The following is a 21,398-nucleotide window of genomic DNA, read 5'->3' as shown; positions in this document are numbered from 1 at the left end:
TTTGCGGCCAGATCCTCTGGCCGCTTTGATGTAATACCTGCACGGAACATTTGATTTACCAGGCGTTTTCCTATTCACTTGACTTATTATTTACGTAACATACATTACCATTAGCCTGCTAACCAATAGATTCAATGAAGGTAAAAAACCTTATGCGTCTGCCGCAACGCGATCCCTACGCGCCTCGCGACTGGCAGCCTCACGAAAAGCCGGCTCTGCTGGGCTCTCCCTCAACGCCTGTTCACAGCACGCCAAAGCGTATCGCTTATGGTGTGGTTGGCCTGCTGGTGTGTCTGACGGGGGCATTAGGCAACGCGATGGTCTCCGCCAACCTGCAAAATTTGCAGGGAACCTTTGCAGCCTGGTCAACGGAGATCGCCTGGCTACCCGCGGTCTACGTGATGACCAACGTTTCAATTAACCTGCTGCTGGTGAAATTTCGCCAGCAATACGGATTGCGGGCATTCACCGAAGGGTTTCTGGTTCTCTACGTGCTGGTCACCTTCTTCCACCTGTTCGTTAACGACCTGAGTTCCGCGCTGATGGTGCGCGCCGCGCACGGCATGGTCGCCGCCGCGCTCAGTTCACTGGGGATTTATTACCAGATTCAGGCGTGGCCCGCGAAACACCGTCTCAAGGCGCTGACAATCGGCATTACCGGCTCGTCGCTGGCGATCCCGATGGCCCGTCTGTTTTCGACCGAACTGCTACAGCTTGATGAATGGCGCGGCCTGTACTTTTTTGAGCTGGGTCTGGCGCTGATCTCACTGGGCTGCGTCATTGCCCTGAAACTGCCGCCGGGCGATCGTAAAAAGGTGTTTGAAAAGAAAGACTTCATCACGTTTATTTTGCTGGCGCCGGGGATGGCGTTAATTTGCGCGGTGCTGTCGCTGGGACGTCTGGACTGGTGGTTTGAAGCGCCGTGGATCGGCTGGTCGCTGGCGCTGGCAACGGTACTCATCATCGCTGCGATTACCTTTGAACATAACCGCAGTAATCCCCTGCTCAACACCCGCTGGCTGTCGAGCGGCAGTATCTTACGTCTCGGGCTGATTATGCTGCTGATCCGTATTGTACTGGCGGAGCAAAACACCGGCGTGATCGGCTGGCTACAGTACGCCGGACTACAGAATGAGCAGATGACTCACCTCGCGTGGTCGATCTTTGCCGGGATTGTCTGCGGCATTATCGCCAGTTGTCTGACAATTAAACCGACGCGACTTGCCTGGCCCATTGTCACTTCACTGGTGCTGATGATTGTTGCCTCACTGCTGGACAGCCAGTCGAACAACCTGACGCGCCCGGATCAACTGATGATTAGCCAGTTTTTACTTGGCTTCGGCAGCGCGTTCTTTCTCGCCCCGGCGATGCTGGCCGGGATCGGCGGCGTGGTCGCCGATCCGCGAAATCTGGTCAGTTTTTCGGTGCTGTTCGGCATGAGCCAGAATATCGGCGGCCTGTTAGGGTCGGCAATCCTCGGCACCTTTCAGACCTGGCGAGAGAAATACCACTCCAGTCTGCTGGCCGATCAGCTCACCACGCTTAATCCACTGGTGAATGAGCGGCTACAGCTCTATACGCAGATGTACAAAAGTCTGATTGGCGACAGCGCGCTGTTGAATACCCAGGCGGTACTGCAACTCCAGAACGTTAGCGCTCTTGAGGCTAACATTCTCGCTTACAACGATACTTACCTGCTGACGGCCAGCATCGCCACCGCCACGCTGGTGTGGATTTTCTGGCGTCTGTTGCGTCTGCGCGTGACGGCGCATCTGGCACTGAAGAAAGCCATGGGTACTAAATAACGGAACATGATGATGTTGAAAGAGTTCTCTCAGGAGCAGTTATGAGTCAGCAGGATGCCGCTAAAGATCAGGCCCACACCCGCAATAATTTGCGTATTGTCTCTATTTTCGCCGCCGCCGCCATTGGCCTCGTCGGCGTACTGGTGATCCTGTATGCGTGGCAGTTGCCGCCGTTTACCCGCCATACGCAGTTTACCGATAACGCCTATGTCCGGGGGCAAACGACGTTTATCAGCCCGCAGGTGAACGGCTATATTACCCAGGTGAACGTGCAGGATTTCGTGCAGGTTAAAAAAGGCGATCTGTTATTGCAGATAGATGACCGTATCTATCGTCAACGGGTGCATCAGGCTCAGGCGCAACTGGCGATGAAAATGGCCGCACTCAACAATAACCAGCAACAGCGTAAAAGCGCAGAAGCCGTGATTGTACGCAACGAAGCCATTCTGAAAAATGCTAAAGCGCAAAGCCTGAAAACCCAGGCCGATCTGAAGCGGGTAAAAGATCTGACTGCCGATGGTTCACTGTCGATACGCGAACGTGATGCCGCCCTCGCCAGCGCCGCTCAGGGCAGCGCGGATATCGACCAGGCTAAAGCAACGCTGGATATGTCGCGCCAGGATTTGCAGACCGTCATTGTTAACCGGGACGCGCTGCAGGCGGATGTGGAAAACGCCAGAGCAACGCTGGAACTGGCGGTAATTGATCTGCAAAACACGCGGATCACCGCGCCACGCGACGGTCAGCTTGGGCAAATCGCCGTACGGCTTGGCGCGTACGTCACTGCCGGTACGCATCTCACCACGCTGGTTCCGCCTCAGCATTGGGTGATTGCCAATATCAAAGAGACGCAACTGGCAGATCTTCGTGTCGGACAGCCGGTGAATTTCAGCGTCGATGCCTTAAACGACAAACAGTATAAAGGCCGCGTTGAGAGCATCTCGCCAGCGACGGGGGGGGAATTTAGCGCCATCACGCCAGATAACGCGACGGGTAACTTTGTGAAGATTGCTCAGCGCATTCCGGTACGGGTCGCGGTGCTTGGCAAACCTGAAGATGTAGCGCTGCTGCGCCCTGGTATGTCGGTGCAGGTGCACATTGATACCCGGGAGGTGAAACCATGATCCTCCGTTCCCTGTCGGGCGTGGCGGCAGCCCTGCTTCTGGCTGGCTGTCAGTCTGTCGATGTTCAGCCCGCGAAACCGTCGCTGGCGATCCCCGCCGCGTGGCGAGCAGTGGGCGGCCCCGCCAGTCCCGCTGAGCAGGTATGGTGGCGGAATTTTCATGACCGCTATCTGAACCAGTATGTCGATCAGGCGCTGCAAAATAACAGCGATGTGCTGATTGCCCGCGAGCGCATCAATGAATATCAGGCGCAGGTTTATGCCGCTGAGGGCAGCCTGTTTCCCTCGCTGGATGCCAGCGTCGGTGGAACTCGTGCCCGCACGCAGTCCGCCGCCACTGGCCTGCCCATCTACAGTACGCTGTATAAAGGCAGCCTGACCGCCAGCTATGATGTCGATATCTGGGGCGTTAATCGTAGCACCGCACAGGCGGCACAGGCCTCGCTGGAGGCGCAAAAAGCCGCCGCTGCTGCGGCAGATTTGACCGTCGCGTCATCGGTGGCCTCCGGGTATGTCACGCTGCTGGCGCTTGATGAACAACTGGACGTTACCCAGGCGACGGTAAAATCCCGTGAAGACGCGCTGAATCTGGCGAAACGGCAGTATGAAACAGGCTACAGTTCGCGGCTTGAGCTGATGCAGTCCGACTCTGAATTGCGCTCCACGCGCGCGCAAATCCCGCTATTGCAGCATCAGATTGCCCAACAGGAGAACGCGCTAAGTATTTTGCTCGGCGCGAACCCGCAACGCGTCGAGCGCAGCGCGGATTTCGAGGCGCTGACGCCGCTGAAAATTCCTGCACAATTACCGTCAACATTGCTTAACCGCCGTCCGGATATTGTTCAGGCCGAGCGGCAGTTGATTGCCGCCGATGCCTCGCTGGCGGCGTCTCGCGCCAGCCTGCTGCCGTCGATCAACCTCACCGCAGGCGGGTCGATACAGGATCGCACCCTGCCCGGTCTTCTCGATAACCCCCTCCAGCTATGGAGTCTTGGCGGCAGCATTCTTGCGCCGCTGTTGAACCGTCAGGCGCTAAACGCGCAGGTGGATATTGCGCAATCGCAACGGAATCAGGCGCTGTACGGCTATGAGAAAACCGTGCGCAACGCCTTCAGGGAAGTCAACAACAGTCTGGATGCCATCGCCCGTTATCAGGAACAGTTACAGGAGTTACAGGCGCAGCAGGCGGTCGCTCAGGAGACCTTACGTATCGCGCAAAACCGCTATCGCAACGGCTATTCCTCCTATCTCGACGTACTGGACGCGCAGCGAACACTGTTCTCGGTGCAGACCAGCGTGGTGCAGGTGAAGAATAACCTGCTACTGGCGCAGATTGATTTGTATAAAGCGCTGGGTGGGGGCTGGAACGCGTAATCCATGCCCGATGCCGCTGTACTTATCGGGCCTACGGACAATGCAATGGCATCCGGCGCTTGCTGGAACACGTTATCCACGCCGATACCATTGAACTTGTAGGCCGGATAAGGCGAAGCCGCCATCCGGCACTGAATTACCCGCTAATCTGCTCCATCGCCTGCAGGATACGTTTATCCGAAATCGGATACGGCGTCCCCAGCTGTTGGGCAAAATAGCTAACCCGCAGTTCCTCAATCATCCAGCGAATCGCTTTCACATCCTCGTCTTCGCGCCGCGCCGGCGGCAGTTTGTTAAACCACTGCTGCCATGCCTGCTGTACGCTTTCGACTTTCAGCATCTGCGCGCGATCGCGGTGAGGGTCGATCGCCAGCTTCTCAAGACGTTTTTCAATCGCCTGCAGATAACGCAGCGTATCGCCGAGACGACGGAAACCGTTGCCGGTGACAAATCCGCGATACACCAGCCCGCCCATTTGCGCTTTGATATCCGACAACCCCAACGCCATCGTCATATCCACGCGCCCTTTCAGCCGCTTATTGATGTTAAAGACGGCAGTCAGGATCTGCTCGACCTGCTTCGCAATCTCCACAACCGTCTCGTTCAGCTCGGCGCGAACCTTCTCATGCAGCGCGGCAAAGCCCTCTTCCGTCCAGACCGGGCCACCGTTGGCGTCAATCAGCTTATCCACGCCGCAGGAAATACAGTCGTCAATCAGCTCCAGCACTTTGCCGTACGGGTTGAAGTACAGACCCAGCTTGGCTTTATTCGGCAGCTTCTCGTGCAGATATTTGATCGGTGACGGGATGTTCAACAACAGCAGACGGCGTAAGCCTGACCACATCGCCTGCTGTTGTTCAAGCGGATTATCAAACAGTTTGATCGCCACGCTGTCGCGCTCATCCACCAGCGCCGGCCACGCTTTGACTTTGTAATTACCCCGTTTTTGCTCGTAGCTTTCCGGCAGTTGCCCAAAGCTCCAGATGTGCAGCCCGCTCTGTTCTATACCGTCATCGGCCACCGCCGAGAGCGTCTCCTGCACTTTTCCTTTCAGCCGGTCTTTCAGTTCCGGCAACGAGCGCCCTTCCTCCAGCTTCTTGTTTTTATCATCTACCACCCGGAAGGTGATCTTCAGATGATCGGGCACCTGATCCCAGTGCCAGTCCTCGCGATCAACCGTCACGCCTGTCATCCGACGCAGCTCACGCTCCATCGCGTCCAGCAGCGGCAGTTCCAGCGGCGTTACGCGGCCCAGAAACGCATCGGCATAGTTCGGGGCCGGGACAAAGTTGCGCCGCACCGGCTTCGGCAACGACTTAATCAGCGCAATCACCAGTTCGCGACGCAAGCCCGGGATCTGCCATTCAAAACCACTCTCGTCGACCTGATTAAGCAGCGGCAGTGGAATATGTACGGTCACCCCGTCCGCATCCGCTCCCGGTTCAAACTGATAGCTCAACCGCAGTTTCAGCGAGCCCTGATGCCAGAAGTTCGGGTAGTCCAGCTTGCTGATGGTGTCCGCGCCCTCTTTGATCAACATGCTCTTTTCAAAATTGAGCAGGTCCGGCGTCTCGCGACTGGTTTTCTTCCACCAGTTATCAAAGTGACGGGCGGAAATAACATCATGGCTGATGCGCTCGTCGTAGAACTCAAACAGCGTCTCGTCGTCCACCAGAATGTCGCGGCGACGCGATTTATGTTCCAGTTCTTCCACTTCGGCACGCAGTTTGAGGTTTTCGCGGAAGAAAGCATGACGCGTCTGCCAGTCGCCCTCCACCAGCGCATGGCGGATAAACAGTTCCCGGCACAGCGCCGGATCAATCTGGCTGTAGTTCACCTTACGCGCCGCGACGATCGGCAGACCGTAAACGGTCACCTTTTCTGTCGCCATCACGGCGCCCTGCGCCCGTTCCCAGTGCGGTTCACTGTACGAACGTTTAATCAGATGCTGAGCGACGGGTTCCACCCACTCGGGATCGATCCGCGCGGCAATACGTCCCCACAGACGACTGGTTTCTACCAGTTCCGCCACCATTGCCCACTTCGGCGGCTTTTTGAACAAGCCGGAACCGGGGAAAATCGAAAAACGGGCATTACGCGCGCCGGTATATTCCTGCTTATCGGCATCTTTCATGCCAATATGCGACAACAGCCCGGTCAGTAGCGCAATATGGATCTCGCGGTATTCCGCCGGTTCGCTGTTCACCGGAATACCCAGCTCTTTTACCACCTGACGCAGTTGGGTGTAGATATCCTGCCACTCACGCACGCGCAGATAGTTCAGATAGTCGGTCCGGCACAGGCGACGAAACGCATTTGACGACAGCGCTTTTTGCTGTTCCCCGAGGTAATTCCACAGATTCACAAACGCGAGGAAATCGGACTCTTTATCGTGGAAGCGACGGTGTTTCTCATCAGACGCCTGCTGCTTGTCCATCGGACGTTCGCGCGGATCCTGAATCGACAGCGCCGAGGTGATGATCATCGCCTCGCGCACGCAGCCGTGTTTTTGCGCCTCCAGCACCATTCGCGCCAGACGCGGATCCACCGGCAACTGGCTCAACTGGCGGCCCAACGGCGTCAGTTTATAGGCCGTCGCCTGTTCATCGGTGGTTATCGCGCCCAACTCTTCCAGCAGACGCACGCCGTCCTGAATGTTGCGCTTATCCGGCGCTTCGACAAACGGGAACGCGGCGATATCGCCCAGCCCCAACGCCGTCATCTGCAAAATGACCGACGCCAGGTTGGTGCGCAGAATTTCCGGGTCGGTAAACTCCGGACGCGACAGGAAATCATCTTCAGAATAAAGGCGAATACAGATGCCTTCGGATACGCGGCCGCAGCGTCCTTTACGCTGATTGGCGGACGCCTGCGATACGGGCTCAATCGGCAGACGCTGTACTTTAGTGCGATAGCTGTAGCGGCTGATACGCGCCGTACCAGGATCGATCACATATTTGATCCCCGGCACCGTCAGCGAGGTTTCCGCCACGTTGGTCGCCAGCACAATACGCCGCCCGCTGTGCGACTGGAAGACGCGGTTCTGTTCGCTATTCGACAGTCGCGCATACAGCGGCAGCACTTCCGTATGGCGCAGGTTGAGTTTATTCAGCGCGTCGGCGGTATCGCGGATCTCACGCTCACCGCTCATGAAGATCAGAATGTCGCCGGGGCTTTCACGCCCCAGTTCATCTACCGCATCGAAAATGGCCTGCAACTGGTCGCGTTCGGTGTCATCGGCCTCTTCGACGATCGGTCGATAGCGGACTTCCACCGGATACGTACGCCCAGAGACCTCAATGATCGGCGCATTATTGAAATGGCGCGAAAAACGCTCCGGATCGATGGTCGCGGAGGTGATGATAATTTTCAGGTCCGGACGGCGCGGCAGCAGTTCTTTCAGATAGCCGAGCAGAAAATCGATGTTCAGACTGCGTTCGTGCGCTTCATCAATAATGATGGTGTCATATTGCATCAGCAGACGGTCCTGCTGAATTTCCGCCAGCAGGATACCGTCGGTCATCAGCTTCACCATGGTGTTATCGCTGACGTGATCGCTAAAGCGCACCTTATAACCGATGCATCCGCCCGGCTCCGTCTGCAGCTCTTCCGCGATACGGTTCGCCACCGTTCGTGCCGCCAGACGACGCGGCTGGGTGTGGCCAATCAACCCTTTCACTCCACGCCCCAGTTCCATACAGATTTTCGGGAGCTGAGTGGTTTTACCTGAGCCGGTTTCCCCGGCCACGATCACCACCTGATGGTCGCGAACGGCGTCGAGGATCGCCTGTTTCTTCTGACTGACGGGCAGGTTTTCCGGGTAGGTAATCTCAGGTCGCGCCGCTTCACGTAGCACAACTTTACCTGCCGCCTGTTCAATCTCTTTCGCCATCTCCTGGTAAATGGCCTGTTGTGCATCAGGATTTTTAACCTTCTTCACACCGTGCAGGCGGCGCGAAAAGCGCTGCCGATCGCGCAGCATCAGTGAATCCAGCTGCTGCTGTAAGGCATGAAAGGATAATTTTTGTTGTTCTGTCATAGCGTTAAAAGGCAGAGCACTGCCTGATTAAATCTCTTCTAAATGATAGGTATAGAGTACCACATCAGCACATTTTATGTGTTGTTCAATAAATTCGAACATAGGATTCGATATATTGCGCTTTCTCTGCGACAGGATTGTGAATAAAGTGTCAACAAGCAACGGGGCACAGCCCATTCAAACACCTATTAAGGAAACACCCATGAGCAAGGTATTAGTTCTCAAATCCAGTATTCTGGCAGGGTACTCTCAGTCTGGTCAGTTGTCTGATTATTTTGTTGAACAGTGGCGTGAAAAGCACTCTGCTGACGAAATCACCGTTCGTGACCTGGCTGCTAATCCGATCCCGGTACTGGATGGCGAACTGGTGGGTGCCCTGCGCCCGAGCGACGCGCCGTTGACGCCTCGTCAACAGGACGCGCTGGCGCTCTCTGATGAACTGATCGCTGAACTGAAAGCGCACGACGTGATTGTTATTGCCGCGCCGATGTACAACTTCAACATCCCGACGCAGTTGAAAAACTACTTCGACCTGATTGCTCGTGCTGGCGTGACGTTCCGTTACACCGAGAAAGGTCCGGAAGGTCTGGTGACCGGTAAACGTGCGGTGATCCTCTCCAGCCGTGGCGGTATCCACAAAGACACCCCAACTGACCTGATTGCGCCGTACCTGAAAGTCTTCCTCGGCTTTATCGGCATCACCGACGTGAACTTCGTGTTCGCAGAAGGGATCGCCTACGGTCCGGAAGTGGCGTCTAAAGCGCAGTCTGACGCAAAAGCCGCCATTGATAGCGTGGTTGCAGCATAAGTTCTTCCCCTCCCGCTCCGGCGGGAGGTTTTTGATTACCTTGCCTGATAACGCAAATATCCCACCACTCCGTTACTCGCACCGTCACTCGGATGATTCACCCCGTCAGTAACTTCCACGCAGGCAAAATCGAACGGCGACACATTCTCAATGCATGCCACGTTCACGCCATACTGATCCGGACTGGAGCGTCGCTGGTGGAAAGTGTATATCCCACACACTGAACAAAAAAAATGCTTTGCTGTGCCGGTATTGAAACGATACTCCGTCAGTTTATCCTGCCCAGAGAGAACCGTTATCCCCATCAACGGCGCAGAAACAACCACCGCACCGCGCATCCGACAAAATGAACAGTTACAACGCCGGATGGTATTGAATCCATCGCTGAGCTGAACGGTAAACCTGACGGCACCACAGTGGCACTGCGCAGTCAGTTTTTCAGTCATTTTTAACCTCCGCCTTACACCTTTTGCGCAATACTATCCAGCGTTGCCAGCACGTCAGTTGACAAAGTCAGATCCCCTGCGGCCATATTTTCATGCAAATGCGTCACCGACGACGTTCCCGGTATTAGCAAAATAGTCGGCGAACGGTGCAGCAACCAGGCCAAAGCGACCTGCATCGGCGTTGCATTGAGGCTCGCGGCCACCTCTGAGAGCGTTGAAGACTGGAGCGGAGTAAACCCGCCCAGCGGGAAAAAGGGGACGTAAGCAATGCCGTCTTCCGCCAGTGAGTCGATCAGCGCATCATCCTGACGATGGGCGATGTTGTACTCATTCTGCACACAAACCACGTCTGCGATACGGCGCGCTTGCGCCACCTGGCTGGCAGTCACATTACTCAGGCCGATGTGTTTGACCAGCCCCTGCTGCTGAAGCTCAGCCAGCACGGTAAAACTCTCTTCAATGGATCCTTCATGAGGGCCGTGACCGTCGCCCAGCATAATGCGTAAATTAACGACATCCAGCACATCCAGGCCAAGATTGCGCAGATTATCGTGAACCGCCTGCCTGAGTTCCGCTGGCGAGAATGCCGGTAGCCAGGCGGCATCGTCTCCACGGCGGGCGCCGATTTTAGTGACAATCACCAGATCGTCCGGATAAGGATGCAGCGCTTCGCGAATGATTTGATTGGTGACGTGCGGACCGTAAAAATCGCTGGTATCAATATGATTGACGCCCAGCGCGATCGCTTCCCGCAGCACCGTCAATGCAACATGACGATCGCGCGGTGGACCAAAAACCCCAGGCCCAGCCAGTTGCATCGCCCCATATCCTATGCGTTTGACCTGCCGGGAACCGAGTGAAAACGTGTCAGATTTACTATGACTTGCCATAACTGCCCCTTCTGCTGAATAGCGCGTAAGAAAAGACAGTATAGAAACTTACCCTGCAAATTATTACGTGCAACCCAACAAAAAGGAAAAACCGCAGACAGCGATTAACGTTCGTTATTTCCGCAACCACTTCCCGTTGATGCCCTGGACATATTCTCCTGGTTTCGCGCGTTCGACCAGTTTCTGTCCGGCCATTTTCGCCACTTCATCGACCGGGATGTTGTGACTCTCGGCCAACTGTTGGTAACTGGCGCTGCGTGCTTTGTTGATTTCACTGACCAGCGCCTGCGTTTGTGCATCTTGTTTCAGCGCCACCAGATAACCATTGAACGTTTCACCGACCCGGCCCTGGGTTCTGGCCTCATTTAACGTCAGTGCAAAGGCGCTGCCACTCAGCAAACTCAGAATGAGCGTCGCCAGAATAAAGGTTCTTTTCATTATCACCTCAGAACAAGTCACTGCGGGATTTGAGCAGGCTTTCAACGTCCTTATCCACTTTGATATGGATCTCATGCTCAATTTTGACGTTCATATTGATGGTGATGGGCTCTTTTGGCGCCGCGACTTCAATGCGCGGCGTACAGCCCGTTACTAACCACAGCGGGAGAAGCGCCAGCATGGCCGTCATTGTTTTCATTGGGTTTCCTCACATTCCTTGCCTTGTTGACAGGTTTTTTCCGGCAGCGCCGCGTTTTGTTCAAGCCATGCCTGGAGATTGTCGCCAAAGCGCAGACTGCGCCACAGCGTAAAGACATTCTCTTCGTGGGTGTAGTTGAGATTCACCGTGCCGACCTTGCCATCCACATGGCTGTTGCCACGAATTTGCGCCTGCATCGTCAATACGCCCAGATTGTCCAGATTGATTTTGGTCCACGAGTGGGCAATCTCCATATACCGCAACCAGTTGATGGCCGCCCCTGCAGCCATGTTGTCTTTTACCACCGCATCGGCGGTGTCTTTATCGATGCGCAGCGTCATCGGACCCGGATTGGTTAACCAGCCGTCTTTGATAATCCATTTCTCATCATTCAGCCACAAAGGGAGCGCACCACTCACCGGCCCGGACATGGCAAACTGTTTCGGATTTACCGCGCTGATGAGTTCGCTTGAGGAGATATTTTGCACCCGCACCAGCGCCGGGTCGTGCTGCGGCATGCGCAGCTGTTGCATGGAAACCTTACCGCCCAATACATCCACATTCACGTCAGTCAGTAGCAGCGGATCGGCTTCACTCCACGGATAAGCGCCTTCCAGATCGGCGGTGATATTGGTAGCGGTCACCTGGTTGACGACTTCGGCAATGCGTAGCGAAACCGGTCCGCGCGTCCCCAGTTGCCACGCGCCCGCACTAAAGCGGAACGGTAATACGAAATCGACGCCGTTGATCTGGTTATCCGGCATCCAGGCGCTGCCGCCTTTTAAAACGCCGTGACCACCGGCCTCGAATCCCTGCTCTGCCGCTGCCGAAAACGCCACCTGGGCATACAGTTCGCCCTCCCGTAATTTCATTTTCCACTCTGGCGGCACCAGCGGCTGGAACACCTCCAGCGACTGTTTTGGCCACCAGGCCTGGCCGCGTAAACGTAAGCCATCCCAACGACCGTTTAACCGCACGGGGCCGATCGCCCCGGCATGTAAATCGCCTTTGAACACGAAAAAGGTTGGATCACGCCCCTCCACGCTGAACTTGAGGGTTGAGGGCGGCAAAACGCTGCCGCCGGAGAAATGCGTTTCTGCGGCATCGAACGAGAGCGCTCCGCTGAACCGGGGGTGTGCCGCATCACGCACCCATTCGACCGGTTTATCCATGATCAAACGGGGGGTTTCAACCTTCATGGTGCCGTACTGAAGCTGGTCAAATCCCGTGGACAAATCGGTCAGCGTGATGGTGTTGTCATGCCACTCACCTTTGCCTGCCACATCCCATTTCGCGTGCATCGGGGTAAAACTGCCCTCGCCCCAGTAGCGCCACTGCCAGCGCCCCGCATCGGGCAGAAAGTCATTCGCCAGACCGTCCAGATGCAGAACGAAATCCCCCATCTGATTCTCATGGGCGCGCAGAATTGCCTGCAATCGTCCGTCCACGCCACGCTGAGTGACCTTCACGCCCGCCAGCGGCCAGCGAATTTCGTCAATATCCAGCGAGTCGATGACCCGTCCGCGCGAGCGCAGCAGCGCGCCAGGTTCAAACGTCAGTTCCGGATCGGTCAGGCTGCCGGTCAGCTGGGCAGGCAATCTGGCATAGAAAATCAGATCATCCTGCTTGGCTTCGCCGGTCAGTTGCAGCGGCATCGCGCTGTTGTCCATGCTCAGTTTTCCCGGCCCAAACGAAAGCACCGCGTTGCCTTTCCCCGCTACCCCCTGGGTCAGCACATTAAGCCGTCCGCTGATCACCGCGTTTTCGGTGCCTTCCTGCCAGTTGTCCACCTTCACGCCCAGACGCCCGCTGAGGGGAAAGCCCTGATAAGGCCATGACCAGCGCCCGTCGCTGATGGTTAACTGCTGGCGCGTGAGTTCCCACGGCAGGTCAAGCAGCGGATCGGCATTATCCCGTGCCACCACGATTAACTGCCCGGCATTCTCACGCCACTCCAGTTCCGCATCGACCAGCGATGGCTCCTGCGGCAGGCTGAGCGTGGCGACGGTGTGCCCGCTCACCGGCAGTCCATCCGGCACCAGCGGCATCGTGAACTCACCAACCAGTTTGACCGGCGGTTGGCCTTCAAACGCCATGACATCAAGCTCACTCACCGTCAGTGTCTGACCACGCAACTGCCCCTGAAATTTCACCTTATCGCCCTGATAGCGCAGTTGCTGGAGGGAAGCGGTCAGCGAGACGTTCAGTTTGCCCTGCCATACCTGCCAGGGTGAAAGAATAACGTTGTCGATAGTGATCCAGGTATTGGGCAGCATGGACTGCCATTCAGCGAGAGTGCGCGGCGCGGCGGGAGATTGTTCCGTTTGCGGCAGTTTTGCCAGACAGGCAGAATCGAGTTCCAGCGTGCCAATATCCAGTTGCCAACGGCTGGGATGCGACAACTGGGCCTGACTGACCCGGGCCAACTGGCAATCATCAACCAGATAGCGAAGTTCAGGAATATGTAAACCATGGCGCGTGAATCGGGGACTGTCATCCAACGCAATGCGCGTTCCAACCGGCAACCAGATGCCCGCCAGCGTGGGAACCCACAACCCCAGCGTCATCACCAGAGTCAGCGGCACGAGGATCACGAGTAACAGAAGCGCCAGAACGGCTTTATATTTACCCTTCATGGGCAGTTAATATCCTGATTTAGCGAAAAATTAAGCCGAATTAGGCCGCTATTGTGTCATGTTTAGTTAACCATGCCCAGATTAAGAATAGATGCTCCAGGATGACACACAAACTTTTCGCCATCGTAAAAATCAGAAAGTAAGATAAATTACAGAGGCTTATCAGATAAATCTAAAGACTACCCGCGGGCAATAGCCGGAAAACTATTGCCCACAATTCGGCTTTCAGTCCCGGTTGATATGAAAAGTCAGAGGCTGGAGGGAGTGAGGAAATGACAAGAATACGGGCACTGTGAGGTCTGTATGATTAACCTCCATAGCAGAAGCAGATTTTAACGATTATTCATTTCCTGTGCCCTCAGAAATGCAGACCTGCTCATCGCTCTGAATATATCACTGTCGATCTCATTATCTATTTCTGAACCACATGTTTTGCCCACAGGGAACCATCTGATAATTAAATCTGAGAGCGAAAACTGACGTCTCTCACCTGCAGGCATTAGGGTGAATTGCAGTCTGTTACACAGGAACATATTGATATTAATCGATGTTGACGCCATATCAGTCGTAACCGGATGTACTAAGGGTTGTTTGTGTCACCGAAACAGATGTGAGGAGCAGCGCGACCACCTTACTAAAATCTGCAATTGACACACTGAACGAACAGCCTATGGATGCTCTAAAATTATTCATTAGAGGTATCACTTTCAATAATATTTTATGTTTTGTAAAATAATTTGAATTCGATAATTGTGATTCGACATCACTGGAGAAAGACTTATGAAACTCGCCGTCTACAGTACAAAACAGTACGACAAAAAGTACCTGCAGCAGGTTAACGAAGCCTTTGGTTTTGATCTTGAATTCTTTGATTTTCTGTTGACGGAGAAAACGGCTAAAACCGCACATGGTTGCGAAGCGGTTTGTCTCTTCGTGAACGATGATGGCAGTCGTCCGGTGCTCGAAGAACTGAAAAATCATGGTGTTAAGTACATTGCGTTGCGCTGTGCGGGTTTCAATAACGTCGATCTGGATGCGGCAAAAGAGTTAGGTCTGCAGGTCGTTCGTGTCCCGGCCTACTCTCCGGAAGCCATCGCGGAACATGCGGTGGGCATGATGATGACCCTTAACCGCCGTATTCACCGCGCTTATCAGCGTACCCGCGATGCTAACTTCTCACTGGAAGGGTTAACCGGCTTCACAATGCACGGAAAAACAGCGGGTGTGATTGGTACCGGGAAGATCGGCATCGCCGCCCTGCGTATCCTGAAAGGCTTTGGAATGCGTCTGCTGGCGTTTGATCCGTACCCCAGCGCAGCTGCGCTCGAGCTCGGCGTGGAATATGTTGATCTGCCGACGCTGTTCGCCGAATCCGATGTGATTTCGCTGCACTGCCCGTTAACGCCGGAAAACTATCACCTGCTGAACCATGCAGCGTTTGATCAGATGAAAAATGGCGTGATGGTCATCAACACCAGTCGCGGCGCCCTGATCGATTCACAGGCAGCGATTGAAGCGTTGAAAAATCAGAAAATTGGTTCACTGGGAATGGACGTTTACGAAAACGAACGCGATCTGTTCTTTGAAGATAAGTCGAACGACGTTATCCAGGATGATGTTTTCCGTCGCCTGTCGGCCTGTCATAACGTCCTGTTCACCGGGCATCAGGCCTTCCTGACCGCTGAAGCGTTGACCAGTATTTCTGAGACCACGCTGCAAAATTTACAGCAGTTAGCGAACGGAGAAACCTGCCCTAACGCCCTGTTCTGATCCGCCGCCCTCCTGTTCGCAGGAGGGCATTTCAGAATTTCCCCAAAGCCACTGGCGATAAGATCGGTATGCTGTCGGTGGCGATTACGTTTTAATGCAGAGAGTTAACATGAAGAAGGTCGTAGCGCTGGTTGCGCTGAGCCTGCTGGTTGCAGGTTGTGTAAGCAATGGAAAAGTGTCGGTCAGCCGTGAGCAATTACAGCATCACCGCTTTGTGCTGGAGAGCGTAGACGGTAAACCGATCAATGCGACGGGTCATCCGCTTGAACTGAGTTTTGGCGAAAAGATGATGATTTCGGGCAATATGTGTAATCGCTTCAACGGTCAGGCATCACTTTCTGACGGCGCATTGAAGGTAAAAGAGATGGCGATGACCCGGATGATGTGCGCCGATCCCCAGCTCAGCGAGCTGGATAATACCCTCAGCACCATGCTGAAACAGGGCGCACAAGTAGACCTGACCGCCAACCAGCTCACTCTGGCCACAGCGGAACATACGTTAAGCTATAAACTTGCCGATTTAATGCAGTAATGGGCGCTTAATAGCTACCACAGCTTCCCGCGGCGAGGGATTGTTCGCTGCAACGTTTGCCGTTGGGAAGCGCGCACATACCGATTGCCGATCCGTCTAACTGACGGGCAACGGAAAGTGAACCGCCTATCATGGCGCAATTGGCCTCACCGGAACTGGTCATCGATGCTTTTAAACCCGGTGCGACATGCGCTGCTGTCGCCTGCTGAACAGGTTCATTGTCACTGCTGCAAGCCGACAATAATAACGCGGCACATCCTACCCAAAACGCTGCGCGCATTTGACTCCCCTCATATTCTGTAAGCGTAAACAAGCCGCACTAATAATAGGCATCCGAATCCGTCGCGTCGAGAGTCAAAACGCGCAATTATGCGGCCCCGCCGCATTTTATTGCGCTTTTTCACCCGGATTTGGATCCCATGGCCCTGTTCTGTCGTTATGCGCTCACCCGGCGAGCGGTCAAATAGTGCGCCTGCCAGTACTGATTCGATAAATATGACATTGTCACGCCTTGCGAGCTGGAGGCATGAATAAAGGTATCATTGCCGATATAGACGCCAACGTGATGCACGTTCGGCTCTGTCTTAAAGAACACCAGATCGCCGACTTTCAGCTCACGCTGACTAACTCTCTGCCCCATATGACTTTGCTCCTGCGCGGTACGCGGCAAGCGTCTATGGATAACCGAGGCAATAATTCTGCGCGTAAACGCCGAACAATCAATACCATTGCGGCTGTCACCTCCCCAGCGGTAATCGGTTCCTCTCCACACCGCAAATTCACTCATAATGCGACGCTTAAGTTGCGCTTTCTTATTCTGAACAGGCGCTTGTGAAAAGTGCCCTTCAGAATAAGAGAGTTGCGAAAAGGTATTGAATCCCCAGTCTTTGGCCTGGATTTTCACGAAGGCAAATGACGACGATGAGACGGAAATAAGTAAAGTAAGCAGTAATATTCGTAACATAACCTAATCAAAACAATTAAATATCTGAACACATCCATACTTTTGGCGCACGAAGAAGAGTTATCGATAACGATAAATAAAAGAGTCATTTTTGTTATAACGCGTATTCGCGATAAAAAAGATTATTAGCATTCAATAACGCAAAGGTTTACATCCCCTTCCCGTCCTGAACGGCGCTCAGTATAGACGCGGGCGGCCTGATACCGAACTTAAAAAGTCTTATTAAGAAATTCACATCATGAGATAATGGCCAGGATAATAAATTCATTAAGAAAATCCTCAAAGGAAATCTCAATCCATTTTTGGACAATGCGTTTTATATATCGACTCTCGCGCAAGCAATAACTAACTCATAACAAAAAAGCACAATTAAATATACAACCCGGTGTTACGTGCCGGGTAATGAAATTGTCGTTGTTTTTGCGAGCCTTGTGTCAATTTGTGCACTCGAAAGCGGCACAACTTCTAGGGAATACAGGAAAGTCCTATACTAAAGGAATAACTATCAGGACGCTAAGTGGTTTCCTGCGTCCCTTTTTTTTTGCGCAATGTAAGGGTGTCATATGCAAACAATTGACGGTAATGGTGCAGTCGCTTCGGTGGCGTTTCGTACCAGTGAAGTTATCGCCATCTACCCCATTACGCCCAGTTCAACGATGGCTGAACAGGCTGACGCCTGGGCAGGCAACGGGCTTAAAAACATCTGGGGAGATACGCCGCGCGTCGTCGAAATGCAGTCGGAAGGCGGTGCGATCGCGACCGTTCACGGTGCGCTGCAAACCGGCGCGCTTGCCACCTCCTTTACCTCTTCACAGGGGTTACTGCTGATGATCCCCACGCTGTACAAACTGGCGGGACAATTAACCCCCTTTGTACTGCATGTCGCCGCCCGTACCGTGGCAACCCACGCGTTGTCCATTTTTGGCGATCATTCTGACGTCATGGCGGTCCGCCAGACCGGTTGCGCCATGCTGTGCGCCGCGAGCGTACAGGAAGCGCAGGATTTCGCACTGATCTCGCAAATCGCGACCCTGAAAAGCCGGGTTCCCTTTATTCACTTCTTTGATGGTTTCCGTACCTCGCATGAAATCAACAAAATCATCCCGTTGGCGGATGACACGATTCGCGGCCTGATGCCGCAGGCTGAAATTGACGCGCACCGCGCCCGGGCGCTCAATCCGGAGCACCCGGTGATCCGCGGCACTTCTGCGAATCCGGACACTTACTTCCAGTCCCGCGAGGCGACCAACCCGTGGTATGACGCGGTATACGATCATGTCGAGCAGGCGATGAATGATTTCGCTGCCGCAACCGGCCGTCACTATCAGCCGTTCGAATATTACGGCCATCCGCAGGCCGAACGGGTCACCATTCTGATGGGCTCTGCTATCGGCACCAGCGAAGAGGTGGTTGACGAACTGCTGACGCGCGGCGAGAAAGTCGGTGTGCTGAAAGTGCGCCTGTTCCGCCCCTTCTCGGCTAAACATCTGCTGCGGGCCTTGCCTGACTCCGTCCGTGCGGTTGCCGTGCTCGATCGCACCAAAGAGCCGGGCGCTCAGGCCGAACCGCTCTATCTCGACGTGATGACCGCGCTGGCGGAAGCTTTCAACAGCGGTGAACGTGAAACGTTGCCGCGCGTGATTGGCGGCCGCTATGGCCTCTCGTCAAAAGAGTTTGGCCCGGACTGCGTGCTCGCGGTCTTTAATGAACTCCGCCATGCGAAACCGAAACCGCGCTTCACCGTCGGCATCTACGATGATGTCACCAACCTGTCGCTGCCGCTGCCTGATAACACTTTGCCAGCGACGGCGAAGCTGGAGGCGCTGTTTTACGGTCTCGGCAGTGACGGTAGCGTTTCGGCGACCAAGAACAACATCAAGATCATTGGTAATTCGACGCCGTGGTATGCCCAGGGCTACTTCGTGTATGACTCCAAGAAGGCAGGCGGTCTGACGGTGTCTCACCTGCGCGTGAGTGAACAGCCGATCCGCTCTGCTTACCTGATCTCACAGGCCGATTTTGTCGGCTGTCACCAGTTGCAGTTTATCGATAAGTACCAGATGGCTGAGCGACTGAAGCCTGGCGGTATTTTCCTGCTGAATACGCCGTATCCCGCGGATGAGGTCTGGTCGCGCTTGCCGCAGGAAGTACAGGCGGTACTGAACCAGAAGAAAGCGCGTTTTTACGTCATCAATGCGGCGAAAATCGCCCGTGAATGTGGACTGGCGGCGCGTATTAACACCGTCATGCAGATGGCTTTTTTTCATCTGACACAAATTCTGCCGGGCGATAGCGCGCTGGCTGAACTTCAGGGAGCAATCGCCAAAAGCTACAGCAGCAAAGGTCAGGACCTGGTGGAACGCAACTGGCAGGCACTGGCGCTGGCGCGCGAATCTGTTGCTGAAGTGCCGCTGCAGGCGGTTGATCCGCACAGCGCCAACCGTCCTCCGGTGGTGTCTGACGCCGCGCCTGATTTTGTGAAGACCGTGACCGCGGCGATGCTCGCGGGGCTCGGCGATGCCCTTCCTGTCTCTGCGCTGCCGCCCGACGGCACCTGGCCTATGGGTACCACGCGCTGGGAAAAACGCAACATCGCCGAAGAGATCCCCATCTGGAAAGAGGAACTTTGCACCCAGTGTAACCACTGCGTTGCGGCCTGCCCGCACTCGGCTATTCGTGCCAAAGTGGTTTCGCCTGAAGCAATGGAGAACGCTCCCGCCAGCCTGCATTCGCTGGATGTGAAATCACGCGATATGCGCGGACAGAAATACGTTCTGCAGGTCGCGCCGGAAGACTGCACCGGCTGTAATCTGTGCGTGGAAGTATGCCCGGCGAAAGACCGTCAGAATCCGGAAATCAAGGCCATCAATATGATGTCGCGCCTTGAACACGTCGAAGAAGAGAAAGTGAATTATGACTTCTTCCTCGATCTGCCGGAAATTGACCGCAGTAAACTCGAGCGCATCGATATTCGTACCTCTCAGTTGATTACGCCGCTGTTTGAATATTCCGGTGCCTGTTCCGGCTGTGGCGAAACGCCGTATATCAAGTTACTGACCCAACTCTATGGCGACAGAATGCTGATTGCCAACGCCACGGGGTGTTCGTCAATTTACGGTGGTAACCTGCCTTCCACACCGTACACGACCGATGCCAATGGGCGCGGCCCCGCATGGGCAAACTCGCTGTTTGAGGATAACGCAGAGTTCGGTCTGGGCTTTCGTCTGACGGTCGATCAGCATCGCGTACGCGTGCTGCGTCTGCTCGAACAGTTTGCCGACCAGATCCCGGCTGAACTGAACGAGGCATTACATACAGACGCGACCCCTGACGTGCGTCGTGAGCAGGTTGCCGCGCTGCGTCAGCATCTGAAGGATGTCGATGGCGCACGTGAACTGCTCACCGACGCCGACGCGCTGGTTGAAAGATCCATCTGGCTGATTGGCGGCGATGGCTGGGCCTACGATATTGGCTTCGGCGGGCTGGATCATGTGATGAGCCTGACTGAAAACGTCAATATTCTGGTGCTGGATACGCAGTGCTACTCCAACACCGGCGGTCAGGCCTCAAAAGCCACGCCGCTTGGCGCGGTGACGAAATTTGGTGAGCACGGCAAGCGGAAGGCGCGTAAAGATCTGGGCGTCAGCATGATGATGTACGGTCATGTCTATGTCGCCCAGATTTCGCTCGGGGCGCAACTCAACCAGACCGTGAAGGCGATTCAGGAAGCGGAAGCGTACCCTGGTCCGTCGCTGATCATCGCCTACAGCCCGTGTGAAGAACACGGCTATGACCTCGCGCTGAGTCACGATCAGATGCGTCAGTTGACGGCGACCGGCTTCTGGCCACTCTACCGTTTTGACCCACGTCGTGCGGATGAAGGCAAACTGCCGCTGGCGCTGGACTCTCGCCCGCCGTCAGATGCGCTGGCAGAGACATTGCTCAACGAGCAACGTTTCCGTCGCCTGAATGCACAGCAACCGGAAGTGGCCGAGCAGTTATGGAAGGACGCCGCGGCCGATCTGCAAAAACGCTATGACTTCCTGGCGCAACTCGCCGGTAAAGCAGAGAAAACCAGTACCGACTGATCGGTTGATTAACGTCGTTATCTGGATACTCAAAAAAAAAGCCCGAACAGCTGTTCGGGCTTGTCAAATTCGTTGTCGGTAAATCAGTACGCGTCGCATTGGACCAACAAAAAAGCAGTATGTGACAATAAAGGCATATAACGAACGAAGAATATCGCATTGGATTTATTTTGTATAATTTTTATTTTGTATGTTTTATAGAATTATATTCATGCCAATTATTATCATTTCTATGGAATTAATTCATTAAGGTTTTACTTAAGACGTAACAATTGATACTTATCTC

The 21,398-nt window shown here is 54.5% G+C and carries 14 protein-coding genes and 1 pseudogene; 7 read left to right on the top strand and 8 right to left on the bottom strand.

Annotated features, from left to right (window positions below):
* Positions 1-152 precede the first annotated feature (152 nt).
* From WM46_RS06340 to WM46_RS06330, 3 genes are read left to right on the top strand one after another with little or no spacing between them, the layout of a single operon-like run.
* Entirely contained in the window at positions 153-1,805 is a 1,653-nt protein-coding gene (locus WM46_RS06340; protein ID WP_410374622.1) for an MFS transporter, read from the top strand.
* 41 nt (positions 1,806-1,846) lie between these two features.
* On the top strand, positions 1,847-2,929 hold the full coding sequence (locus tag WM46_RS06335) for an HlyD family secretion protein (protein ID WP_102601754.1): 1,083 nt from the start codon (positions 1,847-1,849) through the stop codon (positions 2,927-2,929).
* Positions 2,926-4,302, top strand: a complete 1,377-nt coding sequence (locus WM46_RS06330) for an efflux transporter outer membrane subunit (RefSeq protein WP_102601753.1) — start codon at positions 2,926-2,928, stop codon at positions 4,300-4,302. The genes WM46_RS06335 and WM46_RS06330 overlap by 4 nt, the downstream gene beginning before the upstream one ends.
* Before the next feature lie 136 nt (positions 4,303-4,438).
* On the opposite strand, the gene hrpA is transcribed toward WM46_RS06330, so the two are convergent.
* Complete coding sequence (gene hrpA, locus WM46_RS06325; protein ID WP_102601752.1) at positions 4,439-8,341, bottom strand: ATP-dependent RNA helicase HrpA; 3,903 nt, start codon at positions 8,339-8,341, stop codon at positions 4,439-4,441.
* Positions 8,342-8,543: 202 nt separating this feature from the next.
* On the opposite strand from hrpA, the gene azoR reads away from it, so the two are divergent.
* A complete protein-coding gene (gene azoR / locus WM46_RS06320) occupies positions 8,544-9,149 on the top strand; it encodes an FMN-dependent NADH-azoreductase (RefSeq protein ID WP_043000613.1) in 606 nt (201 codons plus the stop codon).
* Here the strand turns inward: azoR and WM46_RS06315 are convergent.
* The 5 genes and pseudogenes from WM46_RS06315 to WM46_RS06295 all read right to left on the bottom strand — a co-directional run.
* A pseudogene (locus WM46_RS06315) lies at positions 9,147-9,595 on the bottom strand (GFA family protein); the annotation flags it as partial. The gene azoR and the pseudogene WM46_RS06315 overlap by 3 nt on opposite strands.
* 14 nt (positions 9,596-9,609) lie before the next feature.
* Positions 9,610-10,485, bottom strand: a complete 876-nt coding sequence (locus WM46_RS06310; RefSeq protein WP_102601750.1) for an aldo/keto reductase family oxidoreductase — start codon at positions 10,483-10,485, stop codon at positions 9,610-9,612.
* 114 nt (positions 10,486-10,599) lie between these two features.
* Positions 10,600-10,923 carry a YdbL family protein gene (locus WM46_RS06305; protein WP_102601749.1) on the bottom strand — a complete coding sequence of 108 codons (324 nt, stop codon included), beginning with the start codon at positions 10,921-10,923 and terminating at the stop codon, positions 10,600-10,602.
* Positions 10,924-10,930: 7 nt separating this feature from the next.
* Positions 10,931-11,122, bottom strand: a complete 192-nt coding sequence (locus WM46_RS06300; RefSeq protein WP_042318873.1) for a YnbE family lipoprotein — start codon at positions 11,120-11,122, stop codon at positions 10,931-10,933.
* Positions 11,119-13,758, bottom strand: coding sequence for a YdbH family protein (locus WM46_RS06295; RefSeq protein ID WP_102601748.1), 2,640 nt, complete (start codon positions 13,756-13,758; stop codon positions 11,119-11,121). Before WM46_RS06295 ends, WM46_RS06300 begins: the two co-directional genes overlap by 4 nt.
* A gap of 780 nt (positions 13,759-14,538) precedes the next feature.
* Here WM46_RS06295 and WM46_RS06290 point away from each other — a divergent pair.
* Positions 14,539-15,528 carry a 2-hydroxyacid dehydrogenase gene (locus tag WM46_RS06290; RefSeq protein ID WP_102601747.1) on the top strand — a complete coding sequence of 330 codons (990 nt, stop codon included), beginning with the start codon at positions 14,539-14,541 and terminating at the stop codon, positions 15,526-15,528.
* A gap of 109 nt (positions 15,529-15,637) precedes the next feature.
* Positions 15,638-16,060, top strand: coding sequence for a heat shock protein HslJ (hslJ, locus tag WM46_RS06285; RefSeq protein ID WP_061077621.1), 423 nt, complete (start codon positions 15,638-15,640; stop codon positions 16,058-16,060).
* 7 nt (positions 16,061-16,067) lie between these two features.
* Here hslJ and WM46_RS06280 read toward each other — a convergent pair whose 3' ends face one another.
* Together WM46_RS06280 and WM46_RS06275 are read right to left on the bottom strand one after the other, a co-directional pair.
* Positions 16,068-16,340, bottom strand: a complete 273-nt coding sequence (locus WM46_RS06280) for a DUF333 domain-containing protein (protein WP_043000605.1) — start codon at positions 16,338-16,340, stop codon at positions 16,068-16,070.
* A 156-nt stretch (positions 16,341-16,496) separates the two neighbouring features.
* Positions 16,497-17,024 carry a C40 family peptidase gene (locus tag WM46_RS06275; RefSeq protein WP_102601746.1) on the bottom strand — a complete coding sequence of 176 codons (528 nt, stop codon included), beginning with the start codon at positions 17,022-17,024 and terminating at the stop codon, positions 16,497-16,499.
* Between the two features lie 563 nt (positions 17,025-17,587).
* On the opposite strand from WM46_RS06275, the gene nifJ reads away from it, so the two are divergent.
* Positions 17,588-21,112, top strand: coding sequence for a pyruvate:ferredoxin (flavodoxin) oxidoreductase (gene nifJ, locus WM46_RS06270; RefSeq protein ID WP_102601745.1), 3,525 nt, complete (start codon positions 17,588-17,590; stop codon positions 21,110-21,112).
* Positions 21,113-21,398 lie beyond the last annotated feature (286 nt).

It is taken from the genome of Citrobacter freundii complex sp. CFNIH2 (assembly GCF_002880615.1).
GTDB lineage: Bacteria > Pseudomonadota > Gammaproteobacteria > Enterobacterales > Enterobacteriaceae > Citrobacter_A > Citrobacter_A amalonaticus_F.
Note: the sequence above shows the minus strand (reverse complement) of the source record. Positions and strands in the feature narration are given on the sequence as shown.